The following is a 16,447-nucleotide window of genomic DNA, read 5'->3' on the forward strand; positions in this document are numbered from 1 at the left end:
CGATTTCCTCGGCGCTTTCCAGGTTTCCGCTTTCGCGTTTCCCTTTCCGGCGGTTCCAACCTTACCAGACCATTTCCGTGTCGTTGCCGACTTGGATTTGAATTCGGTGGCCGTTGGAGAGCCATTCCCTTTCGGGCGGATCAGACGTTATCAGGTTTCCCCGGGTCCGATTTCCCCACCCGCCCGCATGACTCGGCCCGGACACACGTGTGTGCCGGGGTGTCGTGCGGGGTGGAGACGTAAACGTACTGGAGCGGGGCCCCCGGATGCAAATCCGGTTGCCCCGCTCCGGTGACGGCGCTACGACGGGGTCCTGATCAGACCTCGACGACGACCGGGAGGATCATCGGGCGGCGGCGGTAGCTGTCCGAGACCCACTTGCCCATCGTGCGGCGGATGAGCTGCTGGATCTGGTGCGGCTCCGCGACGCCGTCGGCCGCCGCGCGGGCGATGGCCTCTTCGATCTTGGCCACGACCGGGCCGAAGGCCGCGTCGTCGATGCCGGAGCCACGGGCCTGGATGTTCGGGCCGCTGACCACCTTGCCGGTGGTGCTGTCCACCACGACGTAGACCGAAATGATGCCCTCGTCGCCGAGGATCCGCCGGTCCTTCAGCGAGGACTCCGTGACGTCGCCGACCGACAGGCCGTCCACGTACACGTAGCCGGCCTGCACCTTGCCGGAGATCCGGGCCTTGCCGTCGACCAGGTCGACGACCACGCCGTCCTCGGCGATGACGATCCGGTCCTTCGGGACGCCCGTCAGGGCGCCGAGCTCGGCGTTGGCGCGCAGGTGGCGCCATTCGCCGTGGACCGGCATCAGGTTCCGCGGCTTGCAGATGTTGTAGAAGTACAGCAGCTCACCGGCCGAGGCGTGGCCCGAGACGTGCACCTTGGCGTTGCCCTTGTGGACGACGTTGGCGCCCCAGCGGGTCAGGCCGTTGATCACGCGGTAGACCGCGTTCTCGTTGCCCGGGATCAGGGACGACGCCAGGATCACGGTGTCGCCGGGCACGATCCGGATCTGGTGGTCGCGGTTGGCCATGCGGGACAGGGCCGCCATGGGCTCGCCCTGGGAGCCCGTGCAGACCAGCACGACCTCTTCGGGCGGCAGGTCGTCGAGGGTCTTGACGTCCACGACGAGGCCCGCCGGGACCCGGAGGTAGCCCAGGTCCCGCGCGATACCCATGTTGCGGACCATCGAGCGGCCGACGAAGGCGACCCGGCGGCCGTACTCGTGTGCGGCGTCGAGGATCTGCTGGATGCGGTGCACGTGGCTGGCGAAGCTCGCCACGATGATCCGGTGGTGGGCGTTCGCGAAGACGTTCCGCAGGACGGTGGAGATCTCCCGCTCCGGCGGGACGAAGCCCGGGACCTCGGCGTTCGTCGAGTCCGACAGCAGGAGGTCGATGCCCTCCTCGCTGAGACGCGCGAAGGCGTGCAGGTCCGTGAGGCGCCGGTCGAGCGGCAGCTGGTCCATCTTGAAGTCGCCGGTGGCGACAACCAGGCCCGCGCCGGTGCGGATCGCGACGGCCAGCGCGTCCGGGATGGAGTGGTTGACCGCGATGAACTCGCAGTCGAAGGGACCGAGGCCCTCGCGCTCGCCCTCCTTCACCTCAAGGGTGTAGGGGCGGATGCGGTGCTCCTGGAGCTTGGCCTCGATGAGGGCCAGCGTCAGCTTGGAGCCGATCAGCGGGATGTCCGGCTTCTCCCGCAGGAGGTACGGGACAGCTCCGATGTGGTCCTCGTGACCGTGCGTGAGCACGATGCCTTCGATGTCGTCGAGGCGGTCCCGGATGGACGAGAAGTCCGGCAGGATCAGGTCGATGCCCGGCTGCTCCTCCTCGGGGAAGAGGACGCCGCAGTCGACGATCAGAAGACGGCCGTCGTACTCGAAGACCGTCATGTTGCGGCCGATCTCACCGAGGCCACCCAGGGGGGTGACTCTGAGGCCGCCCTTGGGCAGCTTCGGCGGCGGACCGAGTTCCGGATGCGGATGGCTCAAAAGTGTCTCCTCACCACGCACGCCACGTACCCGGAAGGCACGTGGCGCGCATGTCATTCGTGCACTTGCTGTTGTCTGCTGTGTATTTGTTCGGTGCTGCTTATTGAGTTGTGAAGTCTGTTGTCAGAGCTGTACCCCGCCCGCAGCAAGATCGAGCTTGAGCCGGGCCGTCTCTTCGTCGGTCAGTTCGATCAGCGGGAGCCGGAGCGGGCCGGCGGGCAGACCCTGCAGGTTGAGTGCGGCCTTGGTGGTCATCACACCCTGCGTGCGGAACATGCCGGTGTAGACGGGCAGCAGCTTCTGGTGGATCTCGGCGGCCTTCTGGACGTCCCCGGCGAGGTGGGCCTCCAGCATGGCGCGCAGGTCCGGGCTGACCACATGGCCCACGACGGAGACGAAGCCGACGCCGCCGACCGACAGGAGTGGCAGGTTCAGCATGTCGTCGCCCGAGTACCAGGCGAGGCCGCTGCGCGCGATCGCCCAGCTGGCACGGCCGAGGTCGCCCTTGGCGTCCTTGTTGGCCACGATACGGGGGTGCTCGGCCAGCCGGACCAGGGTTTCGGTCTCGATCGGGACACCGCTGCGGCCGGGGATGTCGTAGAGCATGACCGGCAGCCCGGTGGCGTCGGCGATCGCCGTGAAGTGCCGGTAGAGGCCCTCCTGCGGCGGCTTGCTGTAGTACGGGGTGACGGCGAGCAGGCCGTGGGCGCCGGTGCGCTCGGCCTCGCGGGCCAGCTCCAGCGTGTGCCGGGTGTCGTTGGTACCGATGCCGGCGACCACGTGGGCGCGGTCTCCGACGGCTTCGAGGACGGCTCGTACGAGGTCGTTTTTCTCCGCGTCGGTGGTGGTCGGCGACTCACCGGTGGTGCCGTTGACGATCAGGCCGTCGTTGCCTGCGTCCACCAGGTGGACGGCGAGCTGCTGCGCGCCATCGAGGTCGAGTGCGCCATCCGCCGTAAACGGCGTGATCATGGCGGTGAGGACCCGCCCGAAGGGGGTCTGCGGAGTCGAGATCGGAGCCATGGGTAACACGCTACTCGCTGCCATGCTCGCGGTGTCCCCTCGGGGGACGTCAACGGGGTGTTGGACGCCGGCACTGCCTGCTCGGGGGTTCAAGCAGTGCCGGGTCCGTTTGATCAGCCTAGATGAACTTTACGAAACGCCGCAATACGGACACTTCGGACTTGACTCCGTACATCTGTACGCCGTGGGTGTTACGGCCCTTACGGGGCAACGCGACCGTTGGCGTTGTACGCCGCGTACGTCAGCGGCATGAGCTTCGCCCAGTGCTGCTCCATCTTCTCGCCCACCATCTCGATCTCCCGCTGCGGGAAGGAGGGGACGGCCGCCAGCTCGTGCTGGGTGCGCAGGCCGAGGAAGTGCATGAGCGAGCGGGCGTTGCAGGTGGCGTACATCGAGGAGAAGAGGCCCACCGGCAGGACCGAACGGGCCACCTCGCGGGCGACGCCCGCGGCGAGCATCTCCTGGTAGGCCTCGTAGGCCCGCACGTAGGAGTCCTCCATGACGCGCGCGGTCAGCTCCTGCTGCGCGCCGGTGCCCTCGACGAAGACGTACTTGCCGGGACGGCCCTCCTGGACGAGCTTGCGCTCGGCGTCCGGGACGTAGAAGACCGGTTCGAGCTCCCTGTAGCGGCCCGATTCCTCGTTGTACGACCAGCCCACGCGGTGACGCATGAACTCCCGGAAGACGAAGATCGGGGCGCTGATGAAGAAGGTCATCGAGTTGTGCTCGAAGGGGCTGCCGTGACGGTCCCGCATCAGGTAGTTGATCAGACCCTTGGAGCGCTCCGGGTCCTTCTGGAGCTCGTCCAGGGACTGCTCGCCGGCCGTGGAGACGCGGGCCGCCCACAGCACGTCGGAGTCGGCGGCGGAGTGCTTCACCAGCTCCACCGTCACATCACTGCGGAAGCTGGGTTTCAGATCTGAAGCGGCGGTCTCGCTCACCGGGGGTCCTTCCAAACGTGCGTCCTGGGGCGCGCCCACTCTACGGCGCGCCCCGCGGGTCCCCGCGCACGCGCTCCGTCCGCCGGGGCTTCCGGGTGGCCCTCGCGCGGCTGCCGCAGATTCGACGCAGAGCTGACGCAGAGCTGACCTGCCGCCACGAATTTTGGTGAATGTCCCGAAATCCGGCACCGATTGAGCGGCCCGTTCGTCCTACAGGGCAGAACGCACCCGCATCGAGCCCGAGGAGATTCGCTCTCATGTTCCGCCGGCGCGAACCCGTTCCGTTCGCCTTCGTCGCCGAGGCCGACCGATTCCGCAGCAACGTCACTCCACCGCCGCGCGAGCGCCTGGGCAGGGCCCAGTTGGCCGCCCGTAGTCTGGTCGGGCTGACCGTGGTCGCGGGGCTGGCCGGCTCACTGCTCTTCGGCATACCGGCGCTGCAGCCGAACAAGGCACCGGAGAAGTCGCAGCAGTCGACTGCGTCCGAGGGGCGGTAGCCTCACGGGCACAGCCCTACCGAACGTGCATGTGAGTGAGGTCCAGCCGTGCCCCTGCCCTTCCTGACGGCCGACGGCGTGTCCGATGCGGATGACGTCGGCGACGAGGTCCTGGCCCATGCCGAAGACGACCACGAGCGCTGGCGGCGGCCCTACCGGCCCGGCCCCTGGCGCGTGGCCCTCGCCGCGGTGCTGCTCCTGCTGTCCGCCTTCATGCTGCTGGCCACCATGATCATCGCCTTCGCCGGCGGGGGTTGGGCCGGCGCGGGCGCCTGTCTGGTCGCCGCGCTCGCCGTCCTCGCGTCGGCGCTGCAGATGCTGCGGGTGGGCGTGTGGGTCAGCCGTACGGGGCTGCGCCGGGTCGGGTTCTTCGTGACGCGCACGATCCCGTGGAACGCCATCTCCGACATCCGCACGGTGCAGCAGCCGGTGCGCTGGCTCGGGCTGCCGAGGACCGTGCAGGGCCAGGCGCTGACGGTGTCCGCCCGCGGCGTCGAGGAGCCCGCGGTGCTGCTGACCGACCACAGCGCCGATTTCCTGTCGCGGGCCGAGGCCTTCGACCGGGCCGCCGACACGGTCGGGGCCTGGGCCGACGAGTACCGGCCCGTGTCCGCCTGACATGTGGGGTCCCGGCGCGTGCCGGGACGCTCGACGGGGAGCCCGTACAGGTCAGACCTGTACGGGCTTCTTGTCGTGCAGGGCGATCGCCCGCTGCATGGCCTTGCGCGCCCGCGGGGTGTCCCGGGCGTCGTGGTAGGCGACGGCCAGCCGGAACCAGCTGCGCCAGTCCCCCGGCGCGTCCTCGGTCTCGGCCTTGCGGCGCGCGAAGACCTCGTCGGCCGAGTCACGCAGGATCCGGCCGTACCCGTCGCGCTCCAGCTCGTCCACGGGCAGTCCGCCCTCGGCCTCCAGCTCACCGGCGAGCTGGTTGGCCCTGGTGACGAACTGCGTGTTCTTCCACAGGAACCAGATGCCGATGAGCGGCAGGATCAGCACGGCCACCCCGAAGGTCACCGTGAGCGGGGTGCCTTGCCGGATCAGCAGCAGGCCTCGGCTGCCGACCAGGACGAAGTAGACCACCAGGACGGCGGCCGTGATGAAGTAGGTGATCTTCGCGCGCATCGTGAATCAGTCCGGTCAGCCCAGGTCGAGGAAGTTTTCCAGGCCGAAGGTGAGGCCCGGGGTCTGCGCCACGCGGCGCGCGCCGAGCAGGATGCCCGGCATGAAGCTGCTGTGGTGCAGCGAGTCGTGACGGATGGTCAGGGTCTCGCCCTCACCGCCGAGGAGGACCTCCTGGTGCGCGAGCAGGCCGCGCAGCCGGACGGCGTGGACGGGGACGCCGTCGACGTCCGCTCCGCGCGCTCCGTCGAGCGCGGTGGCGGTGGCGTCGGGCTGCGCGCCGAGGCCGGCCTCGGCGCGGGCGGCCGCGATGAGCTGCGCGGTACGGGTCGCGGTGCCGGAGGGGGCGTCGACCTTGTGGGGGTGGTGCAGCTCGACGACCTCGACGGACTCGAAGTACCGGGCGGCCTGGGCGGCGAACTTCATGGTGAGGACGGCGCCGATCGAGAAGTTCGGCGCGATGAGCACACCGGTGCCGGGAGAGGCGGCGAGCCAGGTGTCCAGCCGGGCGAGGCGGTCCTCGGTCCAGCCGGTGGTGCCGACCACGCCGTGGATGCCGTGACGGACGAGGAACTCGAGGTTCTCCATCACCGAGGCGGGGGTGGTCAGCTCGACCGCGACCTGGGCACCGGCCTCGGCCAGCGTCTCCAGCTTGTCGCCGCGGCCGAGCGCCGCGACCAGCTCCATGTCCTCGGCGGCCTCGACCGCCTTGACCGCCTCGGAGCCGATGCGGCCCTGGGCGCCGAGGACTGCCACGCGCAGCTTGCTCATAGTCTTTTCCTTCGATACGTACGGAACTAGGCGACGACCTCGTCGAGGCGGGCGGCCTGCTTCTCCTTGAGCGGGCCGATCACCGCGAGCGAGGGCCGCTGGGCCAGTACATCCTGTGCGACCGAGCGGACGTCGTCCGGGGTGACCGCGGCGATCTGGGCCAGCATGTCGTCGACCGACATCTGGTCGCCCCAGCACAGCTCGCTCTTGCCGATGCGGTTCATGAGCGCGCCGGTGTCCTCCAGTCCGAGGACGGTGGATCCGGAGAGCTGGCCGACGGCCCGCTTGATCTCGTCGTCGGCGAGGCCTTCCGCCGCGACCTTGTCGAGCTCGTCGCGGCAGATCCGGAGCACGTCGTGGACCTGGTTGGGGCGGCAGCCCGCGTACACGCCGAAGAGGCCGGTGTCGGCGAAGCCCGAGGTGTACGAATACACGCTGTAGGCGAGGCCGCGCTTCTCGCGGATCTCCTGGAACAGGCGGGAGGACATCCCGCCGCCGAGGGCGGTGTTCAGCACGCCGAGTGCCCAGCGGCGCTCGTCGGTGCGGGCGAGGCCGGGCATGCCGAGGACCACGTGGGCCTGCTCGGTCTTGCGGCTGACCAGGTCGACGCGGCCGGAGGTGCGGATGCGGCGGGTGCCGGCGCGCGGGCCGATCGGCTCGGCGTCGGTGTGCGTGAGGGCCCCGGCCTTCTCGAAGGCGGCGCGGACCTGGCGTACGACCTTGTTGTGGTCGACGTTGCCGGCCGCGGCGACCACCAGGTGGCGGGGGTCGTAGTGCTTCTTGTAGAAGCGGCGGATCCGGTCGGCGCCGAGGGCGTTGATCGTGTCGACGGTGCCGAGGACGGGGCGGCCCAGCGGGGTGTCCCCGTACATGGTCTGCGCGAACAGGTCGTGGACCATGTCGCCCGGGTCGTCCTCGGTCATCGCGATCTCTTCGAGGATGACCCCGCGCTCGGCGTCGACGTCCTCCTCGCGGATCAGCGAGCCCGTGAGCATGTCGCAGACCACGTCGATGGCGAGCGGCAGGTCGGTGTCGAGCACCCGTGCGTAGTAGCAGGTGTACTCCTTCGCCGTGAAGGCGTTCATCTCGCCGCCGACCGCGTCGATCGCGGAGGAGATGTCGAGGGCGCTGCGCCGGTGCGTGCCCTTGAAGAGGAGGTGCTCCAGGTAGTGCGTGGCGCCGTTCAGGGTGGGCGTCTCGTCGCGGGAGCCGACGTGCGCCCAGATGCCGAAGGTGGCGGAGCGGACGGAGGGCAGCGTCTCGGTGACGACGCGCAGTCCGCCGGGCAGGACGGTGCGCCGGACGGTGCCGACGCCGTTCTGCCCCTTGAGCAGGGTTTGGGTACGGGCGACGGCCCGCCCCTCCGAAGAGGGGCGGGCCGTCACACGGGAACTACGCGACGTCACTTGTCGGAGTCGTCCTTGTCAGCGTCTTCGGATGCGGCGTCGGACTCGCCCTCGATCACGGGGATCAGGGAGAGCTTGCCGCGCTGGTCGATCTCGGCGATCTCGACCTGGACCTTGGAGCCGACCGCGAGCACGTCCTCGACGTTCTCCACGCGCTTGCCACCGGCGAGCTTGCGGATCTGCGAGATGTGCAGCAGGCCGTCCTTGCCCGGGAGCAGGGAGACGAAGGCACCGAAGGTGGTGGTCTTGACGACCGTGCCCAGGTAGCGCTCGCCGACCTCCGGCATGGTCGGGTTGGCGATCGAGTTGATCGTGGCGCGGGCGGCCTCGGCGGCCGGGCCGTCGGAGGCACCGATGTAGATGGTGCCGTCGTCCTCGATCGTGATCTCGGCGCCGGTGTCCTCCTGGATCTGGTTGATCATCTTGCCCTTGGGGCCGATGACCTCACCGATCTTGTCCACCGGGATCTTGACGGTGATGATCCGCGGGGCGAACGGGGACATCGCGTCCGGCGTGTCGATCGCTTCCATCATCACGTCGAGGATGTGGAGGCGGGCGTCGCGGGCCTGCTTGAGGGCCGCGGCCAGGACGGAGGCCGGGATGCCGTCCAGCTTGGTGTCCAGCTGGAGCGCGGTGACGAACTCCTTGGTGCCGGCGACCTTGAAGTCCATGTCGCCGAAGGCGTCCTCCGCACCGAGGATGTCGGTGAGGGCGACGTAGTGCGTCTTGCCGTCGATCTCCTGGGAGATCAGACCCATGGCGATACCGGCGACGGGGGCCTTGAGGGGCACACCCGCGTTCAGCAGCGACATGGTGGAGGCGCAGACCGAGCCCATGGACGTCGAACCGTTGGAGCCGAGGGCCTCGGACACCTGGCGGATCGCGTAGGGGAACTCCTCGCGGGTCGGGAGGACCGGCACGATCGCGCGCTCGGCGAGCGCGCCGTGGCCGATCTCGCGGCGCTTCGGCGAACCGACGCGGCCGGTCTCGCCGACGGAGTACGGCGGGAAGTTGTAGTTGTGCATGTAGCGCTTGCGGGTCACCGGGGAGAGGGTGTCCAGCTGCTGCTCCATGCGGAGCATGTTGAGGGTGGTGACGCCCAGGATCTGGGTCTCGCCACGCTCGAACAGCGCCGAGCCGTGCACGCGCGGGATGGCCTCGACCTCGGCGGCGAGGGTACGGATGTCCGTGATCCCGCGGCCGTCGATGCGGACCTTGTCCTTGATGACGCGCTCGCGGACCAGAGCCTTGGTCAGGCTGCGGTACGCGGCGGAGATCTCCTTCTCGCGGCCTTCGAAGGCCGGGAGGAGCTTCTCGGCGGCGATCTCCTTGACGCGGTCCAGCTCGGCCTCGCGGTCCTGCTTGCCCGCGATGGTCAGCGCCTGGGAGAGCTCGCCCTTGACGGCGGCCGCGAGGGCCTCGTACACGTCGTCCTGGTAGTCCAGGAAGACCGGGAACTCGCCCTCGGGCTTGGCGGCCTTGGCGGCCAGGTCGGCCTGGGCCTTGCAGAGGACCTTGATGAACGGCTTCGCGGCCTCGAGACCGGCGGCGACGATCTCCTCGGTCGGCGCCTCGGCGCCGCCCTTGACGAGGGCGATGGTCTTCTCGGTGGCCTCGGCCTCGACCATCATGATCGCGACGTCGCCGTCCTCGAGGGTGCGACCCGCGACGACCATGTCGAAGACGGCGTCCTCGAGCTCGGTGTGCGTCGGGAACGCCACCCACTGGCCGCGGATCAGCGCGACGCGGACGCCGCCGATCGGGCCGGAGAAGGGCAGGCCGGCGAGCTGCGTGGACGCGGACGCGGCGTTGATCGCGATGACGTCGTACAGGTGGTCCGGGTTGAGCGCCATGACGGTGGCGACGACCTGGATCTCGTTGCGCAGGCCCTTCTTGAAGGACGGGCGCAGCGGGCGGTCGATCAGGCGGCAGGTGAGGATCGCGTCCTCGGAGGGCCGGCCCTCACGACGGAAGAAGGAGCCGGGGATCTTGCCGGCCGCGTACTGCCGCTCCTCGACGTCCACCGTGAGGGGGAAGAAGTCGAGCTGGTCCTTGGGCTTCTTCGACGCGGTGGTGGCGGACAGCACCATCGTGTCGTCGTCCAGGTAGGCAACGGCGGAGCCGGCGGCCTGGCGGGCCAGGCGGCCCGTCTCGAAGCGGATGGTGCGGGTGCCGAAGGAACCGTTGTCAATGACGGCCTCGGCGTAGTGGGTCTCGTTCTCCACTAGCGTTTTCTCCATTTTCGTCGTCTCCGTCCGCCGCCCGTGTGGCGGTGGACGGTTGCGGAGAAGCGCTCCTGGCGTGCGGGCCGGTCTTCGATCGAAGCATCCGGTTCGTTGCCCTCCGGGGGCATTCCGGGTGCCACTACCGAGGACCGGCGGCTAGGGAGGGCGCTCCTCCTCTTCAGTTGTGCACGTCTCGTCGTCGGACGTACACGTGCGTCCGTCCCAGCCTACAAAGGGACCGGTCCGTATCGCACGTACAGCAAAGGGAGCGGCCCCCGGATGTGGGAACCGCTCCCTTCACGGCGTCTTACTTGGCGCCGGCCGCACCGCGGCGGATGCCGAGGCGCTCGACCAGCGTACGGAAGCGCTGGATGTCCTTCTTGGCCAGGTACTGCAGCAGGCGGCGACGCTGGCCGACCAGGATCAGCAGACCACGACGGGAGTGGTGGTCGTGCTTGTGGGTCTTGAGGTGCTCGGTCAGGTCCGAGATGCGGCGGGAGAGCATCGCGACCTGGACCTCGGGGGAGCCGGTGTCGCCCTCCTTGGCACCGAACTCGGTGATGATCTGCTTCTTCGTAGCGGCGTCGAGCGGCACGCGTACTCCTCGTTTGGTCTTCGTTGCCACCGAGTGCCCCAGGTCTGAGTCTCTGGGGAGCTTCCGTTACTCGGGAGGCGGGGTCCGCTGAGCGCAGTCCACAGACCCCTTCGCAGGGAATCCGGGGGACGCGTACACAAACGGCCGTCACACAGCGTACCAGGCTGCCGCTCGGCCCCGTCTCAGCTGGTGAGAGCGCGGGCCCGGGCGTAGACGTCCAGCACGGCCAGGGCCAGGGGCACCAGGCTGAGCAGGACCGCCGCCTCGGTGAGGTCGAGCAGCCGTCCCCAGAAGGGTGACAGGCCCTTGCGGGGGATGACAAGCGCAATTCCGGCGAGGAGGGCCGCGCCGGCGGCGACCGCGGCGGTGAGCCAGATCGTACGGAGGTCCAGGCCGCTGCGGTCCTGTTCCAGGACCAGGGCTTCGAGCAGGCCCTGCGGCGGGTGCAGGGAGAGGCCCAGGATCAGCAGGGCGACCGCGGCGAGGCCGGCGGTCAGGGCGCACACCACCTGGGAGGTGTAGCGGAAGAGGCGCGCGCGGAGCAGCATGGCGAGCCCGGTGGCCAGGGCCAGCAGGCGGCCCCAGGTGTTGTCGGAGAAGCCGAGGACGGCGGCGGCCCCGACGGCGACCGCCGCGCAGCCGCCGACCAGGCCGAGCAGCATCTCGTGGCCGCGGCGGGCCTGGGTGGCGATGGCCTCGGCGTCGAGGGGGATGCCGGGCTCGTTCTGGTCGGCGCCGGGCTGGTCGCCGTACGGCTCGGTGTCGTGGCGGTCCGGGGTCGTGGCGTGGTCGACGTACTCGTCGGTGGCGCTCTGCGGGGCGGCGTAGCCGATAGGCAGCCGGGCGAAGCGCGCGGAGAGGCCGGGGAGGAAGGCGACGAGGCCGATGGCGACGGGGGCGCAGACGGCGGCGGTGGAGGTCGCGGAGGCCTCGGTGGCGATCGCCGCGAAGGTGGCGAGGGTGCCGGTGGCGGCGACGAAGGTGGCCGCGACGAAGGGGGCGTCGCCGCTGGGGGTGAGCGCGACCAGGGCGACGGAGGCGACCAGGACGCAGACGCAGCCCAGGAGGAACTGGAGCCGGCCGGGTCCGTCGCCGACGGCGGGGCCGATGATCCCGGATCCGGCGATCAGCAGGTGCGGGAGGGCGCCGAGGCCCAGGGCCACGGCGGAGAGGCGGTCGCGGTAGACGCGGGCGCGCACGCCGGCGAATGCGGTGAGCAGCACGCCGACGGCGCCGGCGATGATTCCGGGCAGGCCGTGCATGTCGTGGCGGACGGGGTCGGCGTACCAGAGGACGAAGCCCAGCATGACGAGCAGGACGGCGGCTCCGGCGAGGCCCGCGCCGCGCAGCATGTCGTCGCTCCAGCGGTGCCGGTCGCGGACGACGGCGGAGGCGACGGCGTCGGAGACGTCGTCGAAGACGGCCGGCGGCAGGGACTCGGCGAAGGGGCGCAGGCTCAGCACCTCGCCGTCGAGGACCTGCTGGGCGGCGAGGGTGCGGGCGCCGTCGAGGACGGTCCCGGAACGGCGTACGAGGTGGAAGCCGGTCGGGGCGCCGACGGGCTGGGTCTGGCCGGTGAGGCGCAGCAGTTCGGGGTAGACGTCGGCGACCGCGATGTCCTCGGGGAGGGCGACGTCGATGCGGCTGTCGGGGGCCACGACGGTGACCCTGCAGAAACCCGTCGTGCCGGCCGTACTCACCTGCGTGACCCCCTTGGTTGGTGTCCGCGCCCGTGCTCGATTCGCGGATGCGCATGCTGCGCGCGCCACCCTACCGGGCGTATGAGCGACAGTCGGCAAGTAGGATCACCGTCGCGCTGGGGATACCCCCTGCGCGCCCGGGACTTGGGGGCGCCGGTTGCGACGTCCCGTCCGTTTTCGAGGGATTGATGCTCCGGTGAGCCAGATCGTCGTCAAACGCCCGCCGCGGTCCCTGCCGCCCGAGGTTCCCTCGGAGGAGCTGAGGCTGGAAGCTCCTCCCGAACTTCCGCGCGGGCAGCAGGAGGGCATGCTGATGCAGCTCCTGCCGATGCTCGGCATGGGCTCGTCCGTCGTCTTCTTCTTCATGCCGGGCGCGGCCCCTTTCATGCGCATCATGGGTGTGCTGATGCTGGCGTCGACGGTGGCCATGGTCGTGGCGCAGCTGGTCCGCCACCGGCGCGGTACGCAGGGGCAAATGGCCGACGTGCGGCGGGACTACCTCAAGTACCTGGCGCAGACGCGCCGTCAGGTGCGGCGTACGGCACGGGCGCAGCGGGACGCGCAGTTGTACCTTCACCCGTCTCCGGAGCAGTTGTGGTCGGTGGTGGCGGACGGTTCGCGGCTGTGGGAGCGGCGGGTCGGTGACCCGGACTTCGGCCAGGCCCGGCTGGGGCTGGGCGCGCAGCGCCTTTCGACGCCGCTGGTGGCGCCGGAGACCGCGCCGGTGGACGAGCTGGAGCCGTTGACGGCGGGTGCGATGCAGCGCTTCCTGAAGGTGCACTCCTCGCTGGACGGGCTGCCGATGGCGGTGTCGATGCGGGCCTTCTACCACGTGGCGGTGTCCGGGGAGCCGGAGTCGGCGCGGGGCGCGGCGCGGGCGGTGGTCGCGCAGCTGGCGACGCTGCACTCCCCCGAGGACCTGATGGTGGCGGTGGTGGCCGCGCCGGGCGCGGTGTCCTCGTGGGACTGGACGAAGTGGCTCCCGCACACGCAGCTGCCGGGGCAGGTCGACGGGGCCGGTACGAAGCGGCTGTTCGGCGACGACCTGGCCGAGCTGGAGGGGCTGCTGGCGTCCCGGCTGGAGGGCCGGCCTCGGTTCAGCCGGGAGGTGTCCCCGGTGCTGGACCAGCCGCACCTGGTGGTGGTGCTGGACGGCGGGATGGTGCCCCCGGACTCGGTGTTCGCGGCGGCGGAGGGTTTGCAGGGCGTCACCATCATCGAGGTGGTGGCGGGCGAGCTGGACGAGCCGCGCGGGGGCCTGTCGGTCGTGGTGCGGCCGGGCCGGCTGCGGCTGGAGTCGGGCGGCGGGGTGGCGTACGAGGGTGTGCCGGACACCCTTTCGCTGCCCGCGGCGGAGGCCCTGGCCCGGCAGCTGGCGCCGCTGCGCACGGGCGGCGGGGACGACGACGAGCCGCTGCTGGCGAACCTGGACTTCACGGACCTGCTGAACCTGGGCGACGCGGCGGCGGTCGACGTGGCGCGGACGTGGCGGCCGCGGTCTGCCGGTGAGCGGCTGCGCGTACCGATCGGCGTCGGCGAGGACGGGGCGCCGGTCATGCTGGACCTGAAGGAGGCGGCGCAGGAGGGCATGGGCCCGCACGGCCTGTGCGTGGGCGCGACCGGTTCGGGCAAGTCGGAGCTGCTGCGCACGCTGGTGCTGGGACTGGCGGTCACGCACACCTCGGAGACGCTGAACTTCGTGCTCGCCGACTTCAAGGGCGGTGCGACCTTCACGGGCATGGGTCAGATGCCGCACGTCGCGGCGGTGATCACCAACCTCGCGGACGACCTGACGCTGGTGGACCGCATGGGCGACTCGATCCGCGGTGAGCTGCAGCGCCGTCAGGAGCTGCTGCGTTCGGCGGGCAACTACGCGAACATCCACGACTACGAGAAGGCCCGTGCGGCCGGTGCCCCGCTGGAGCCGCTGGCGTCGCTGGTGCTGGTCATCGACGAGTTCTCCGAACTGCTGACGGCCAAGCCGGACTTCATCGACATGTTCATCCAGATCGGCCGCATCGGCCGTTCGCTGGGCGTGCACCTGCTGCTGGCGTCGCAGCGACTGGAGGAGGGCAAGCTGCGCGGGCTGGACACGTACCTGTCGTACCGGATCGGTCTGCGGACCTTCTCCGCGGCGGAGTCGCGGACGGCGATCGGTGTGCCGGACGCCTACCACCTGCCGTCGGTGCCCGGTTCCGGCTATCTGAAGTTCGGCACGGACGAGATGACCCGCTTCAAGGCGGCGTACGTGTCGGGCACCTACCGCTCGGGCGGTCCGGACCTTTCGGTGGGGCAGTTCCCGGTGGAGCGGCGGCCCGCGCTGTTCACGGCGGCGCCGGTGCCGGTGGTGTACGCGGCGCCGGACCCGGCGTACCTGGCCGCGCGGTCCGCTCGGGAGGACGACGCGCTCGCGGACACCGTCCTGGACGTGATCGTGAGCCGGCTGGAGGGCCAGGGCGTGCCGGCGCACCAGGTGTGGCTGCCGCCGCTCGACCAGGCGCCGCCGCTGGACCAGCTGCTTCCGGCGCTGGCGCCGAGCGCGGAGCGCGGGCTGCACGCGGAGGGGTACACGCGGCCGGGCGGGCTGGTCGTGCCGCTCGGTCTCATCGACAAGCCGTTCGAGCAGCGGCGCGAGGTGCTCTACCGGGACTTCTCGGGTGCGGCGGGCCACATGATGGTGGTCGGCGGTCCGCAGTCGGGCAAGTCGACGCTGATGCGGACGCTGATCTCCGCCTTCGCGCTCACGCACACCCCGCGCGAGGTGCAGTTCTACGGGCTGGACTTCGGTGGTGGCAGCCTGTCGGCGGTCTCTGACCTGCCGCACGTGGGCGGCATCGCCTCGCGTCTGGACCCGGAGCGGGTGCGGCGCACGGTCGCGGAGGTCGGCGGGATCCTCAACCGCCGCGAGGAGTTCTTCCGGGCGAACAACATCGACTCGATCGGTACCTACCGGCGCCGGCGGGCTGCGGGCGACCTGCCGCACGAGCCGTGGGGCGACGTGTTCCTCGTCGTCGACGGCTGGGGCAACTTCCGCGGCGAGTACGAGGTGCTGGAGCAGGTCGTCACGGACATCGCGGCGCGCGGTCTCGGCTACGGCGTCCACGTGGTGATCACGGCGGGCCGGTACATGGAGGTCCGGGCGGCGCTGAAGGACCAGATGCTGAGCCGGGTGGAGCTGCGGCTCGGCGACACGATGGACTCGGAGTTCGACCGGAAGGTCGCGGCGAACGTGCCCACGGGGATGCCGGGCCGCGGCCAGGTGGCGGAGAAGCTGCACTTCCTGGGCGCGCTGCCGCGGATCGACGGCAGCCACGAGGCCGGTGACCTGTCGGAGGCGACGGCGTCCTTCGTGGAGGCGGTCCGGCAGAACTGGTCGGGGCCGGCGGCTCCGGGCGTACGGCTGCTGCCGCGCCTGCTCCACGCCGACCAGCTGCCCAAGGGCGGGGAGTTCCCCGAGCGCGGTATCGCGATCGGCATCGACGAGACCGCTCTGGAGCCGGTGTTCGTCGACTTCGAGAGCGACCCCTTCCTGCTGGTCTTCGGTGAGAGCGAGTCGGGCAAGACGAACCTGCTGCGGCTCATCGCCCAGCAGATCGCGCAGCGGTACACGCCGGACCAGGCGCGTCTCGTGGTCGGCGACTACCGGCGGACCCTGCTCGGGGCGCTGCCGGAGGAGCACCTGCTGGAGTACGCGCCGATGGCGAGCTCCCTGCAGATGCACATGGAGGCGCTGGGCGGGGTGTTCTCGCGGCGGCAGCCGCCGGCGGACGTCACCCCGCAGCAGCTGCGCGACCGCAGCTGGTGGACGGGCCCGGACGTGTTCATCATCATCGACGACTTCGACCTGGTGGCGACGAGCCAGGGCAATCCGCTGGCGCCGCTGGTGGAGTACCTGCCCTTCGCCCGCGACACGGGTGTCCGCTTCATCATCGCGCGGAGCTCCGCGGGTGCCTCCCGCTCGATGTACGAGTCGTTCATGCAGCGGATCAAGGAGCTGGGCGCGCAGGGCGTCGTCCTGTCCGGCGACCCGGCGGAGGGCGATCTGGTGGGTACCGTCCGGCCGCGTCCGATGCCGCCGGGCCGGGGCTACTTCGTCTCGCGGCGGCGGGGCACCTCGCTGGTCCAGCTCGGCCGGATGCCGGGCGGTATGTGAGCCGCGGCCCGGGG

General features: G+C 70.5%; 12 protein-coding genes. 3 read left to right on the forward strand and 9 right to left on the reverse strand.

The genetic code is table 11. The features are described 5' to 3' along the window. Positions 1-317: 317 nt before the first annotated feature. The 3 genes from AC2RP6_RS12790 to thyX form a co-directional block, all read right to left on the reverse strand. Positions 318-2,003 carry a ribonuclease J gene (locus AC2RP6_RS12790; protein WP_486446351.1) on the reverse strand — a complete coding sequence of 562 codons (1,686 nt, stop codon included), beginning with the start codon at positions 2,001-2,003 and terminating at the stop codon, positions 318-320. A gap of 123 nt (positions 2,004-2,126) precedes the next feature. Further along, the gene (dapA, locus tag AC2RP6_RS12795; RefSeq protein ID WP_486446352.1) at positions 2,127-3,026 is read right to left on the reverse strand and encodes a 4-hydroxy-tetrahydrodipicolinate synthase; all 900 of its coding nucleotides are present in this window, start codon (positions 3,024-3,026) and stop codon (positions 2,127-2,129) included. Positions 3,027-3,226: 200 nt separating this feature from the next. Continuing rightward, entirely contained in the window at positions 3,227-3,967 is a 741-nt protein-coding gene (gene thyX / locus AC2RP6_RS12800; RefSeq protein WP_486446353.1) for an FAD-dependent thymidylate synthase, read from the reverse strand. A 257-nt stretch (positions 3,968-4,224) separates the two neighbouring features. Here thyX and AC2RP6_RS12805 point away from each other — a divergent pair, with 257 nt between their 5' ends. After that, entirely contained in the window at positions 4,225-4,464 is a 240-nt protein-coding gene (locus AC2RP6_RS12805; RefSeq protein WP_030844337.1) for a hypothetical protein, read from the forward strand. Between the two features lie 48 nt (positions 4,465-4,512). After that, positions 4,513-5,082, forward strand: a complete 570-nt coding sequence (locus AC2RP6_RS12810; protein ID WP_486446354.1) for a hypothetical protein — start codon at positions 4,513-4,515, stop codon at positions 5,080-5,082. Between the two features lie 51 nt (positions 5,083-5,133). Here the strand turns inward: AC2RP6_RS12810 and AC2RP6_RS12815 are convergent, their stop codons facing one another. From AC2RP6_RS12815 to eccD, 6 genes are all read right to left on the reverse strand, one after another. Continuing rightward, a complete protein-coding gene (locus AC2RP6_RS12815) occupies positions 5,134-5,586 on the reverse strand; it encodes a hypothetical protein (protein ID WP_486446355.1) in 453 nt (150 codons plus the stop codon). A 15-nt stretch (positions 5,587-5,601) separates the two neighbouring features. After that, positions 5,602-6,354 (reverse strand): 4-hydroxy-tetrahydrodipicolinate reductase, encoded by a 753-nt coding sequence (dapB, locus tag AC2RP6_RS12820; RefSeq protein WP_486446356.1) that lies wholly within the window; start codon positions 6,352-6,354, stop codon positions 5,602-5,604. A 26-nt stretch (positions 6,355-6,380) separates the two neighbouring features. Then, complete coding sequence (locus AC2RP6_RS12825; protein ID WP_486446357.1) at positions 6,381-7,760, reverse strand: M16 family metallopeptidase; 1,380 nt, start codon at positions 7,758-7,760, stop codon at positions 6,381-6,383. Then, a complete protein-coding gene (locus tag AC2RP6_RS12830; RefSeq protein ID WP_486450316.1) occupies positions 7,757-9,985 on the reverse strand; it encodes a polyribonucleotide nucleotidyltransferase in 2,229 nt (742 codons plus the stop codon). Before AC2RP6_RS12830 ends, AC2RP6_RS12825 begins: the two co-directional genes overlap by 4 nt. 307 nt (positions 9,986-10,292) lie before the next feature. Continuing rightward, positions 10,293-10,580, reverse strand: a complete 288-nt coding sequence (rpsO, locus tag AC2RP6_RS12835; protein ID WP_030011220.1) for a 30S ribosomal protein S15 — start codon at positions 10,578-10,580, stop codon at positions 10,293-10,295. A 182-nt stretch (positions 10,581-10,762) separates the two neighbouring features. Next, positions 10,763-12,280, reverse strand: coding sequence for a type VII secretion integral membrane protein EccD (gene eccD, locus AC2RP6_RS12840; protein WP_486446358.1), 1,518 nt, complete (start codon positions 12,278-12,280; stop codon positions 10,763-10,765). 196 nt (positions 12,281-12,476) lie between these two features. On the opposite strand from eccD, the gene eccCa reads away from it, so the two are divergent. Further along, positions 12,477-16,433, forward strand: a complete 3,957-nt coding sequence (gene eccCa / locus AC2RP6_RS12845; protein ID WP_486446359.1) for a type VII secretion protein EccCa — start codon at positions 12,477-12,479, stop codon at positions 16,431-16,433. The last annotated feature ends 14 nt before the right edge of the window (positions 16,434-16,447 follow it).

The sequence above is a fragment of the Streptomyces sp. WAC03905 genome, assembly GCF_057371075.1.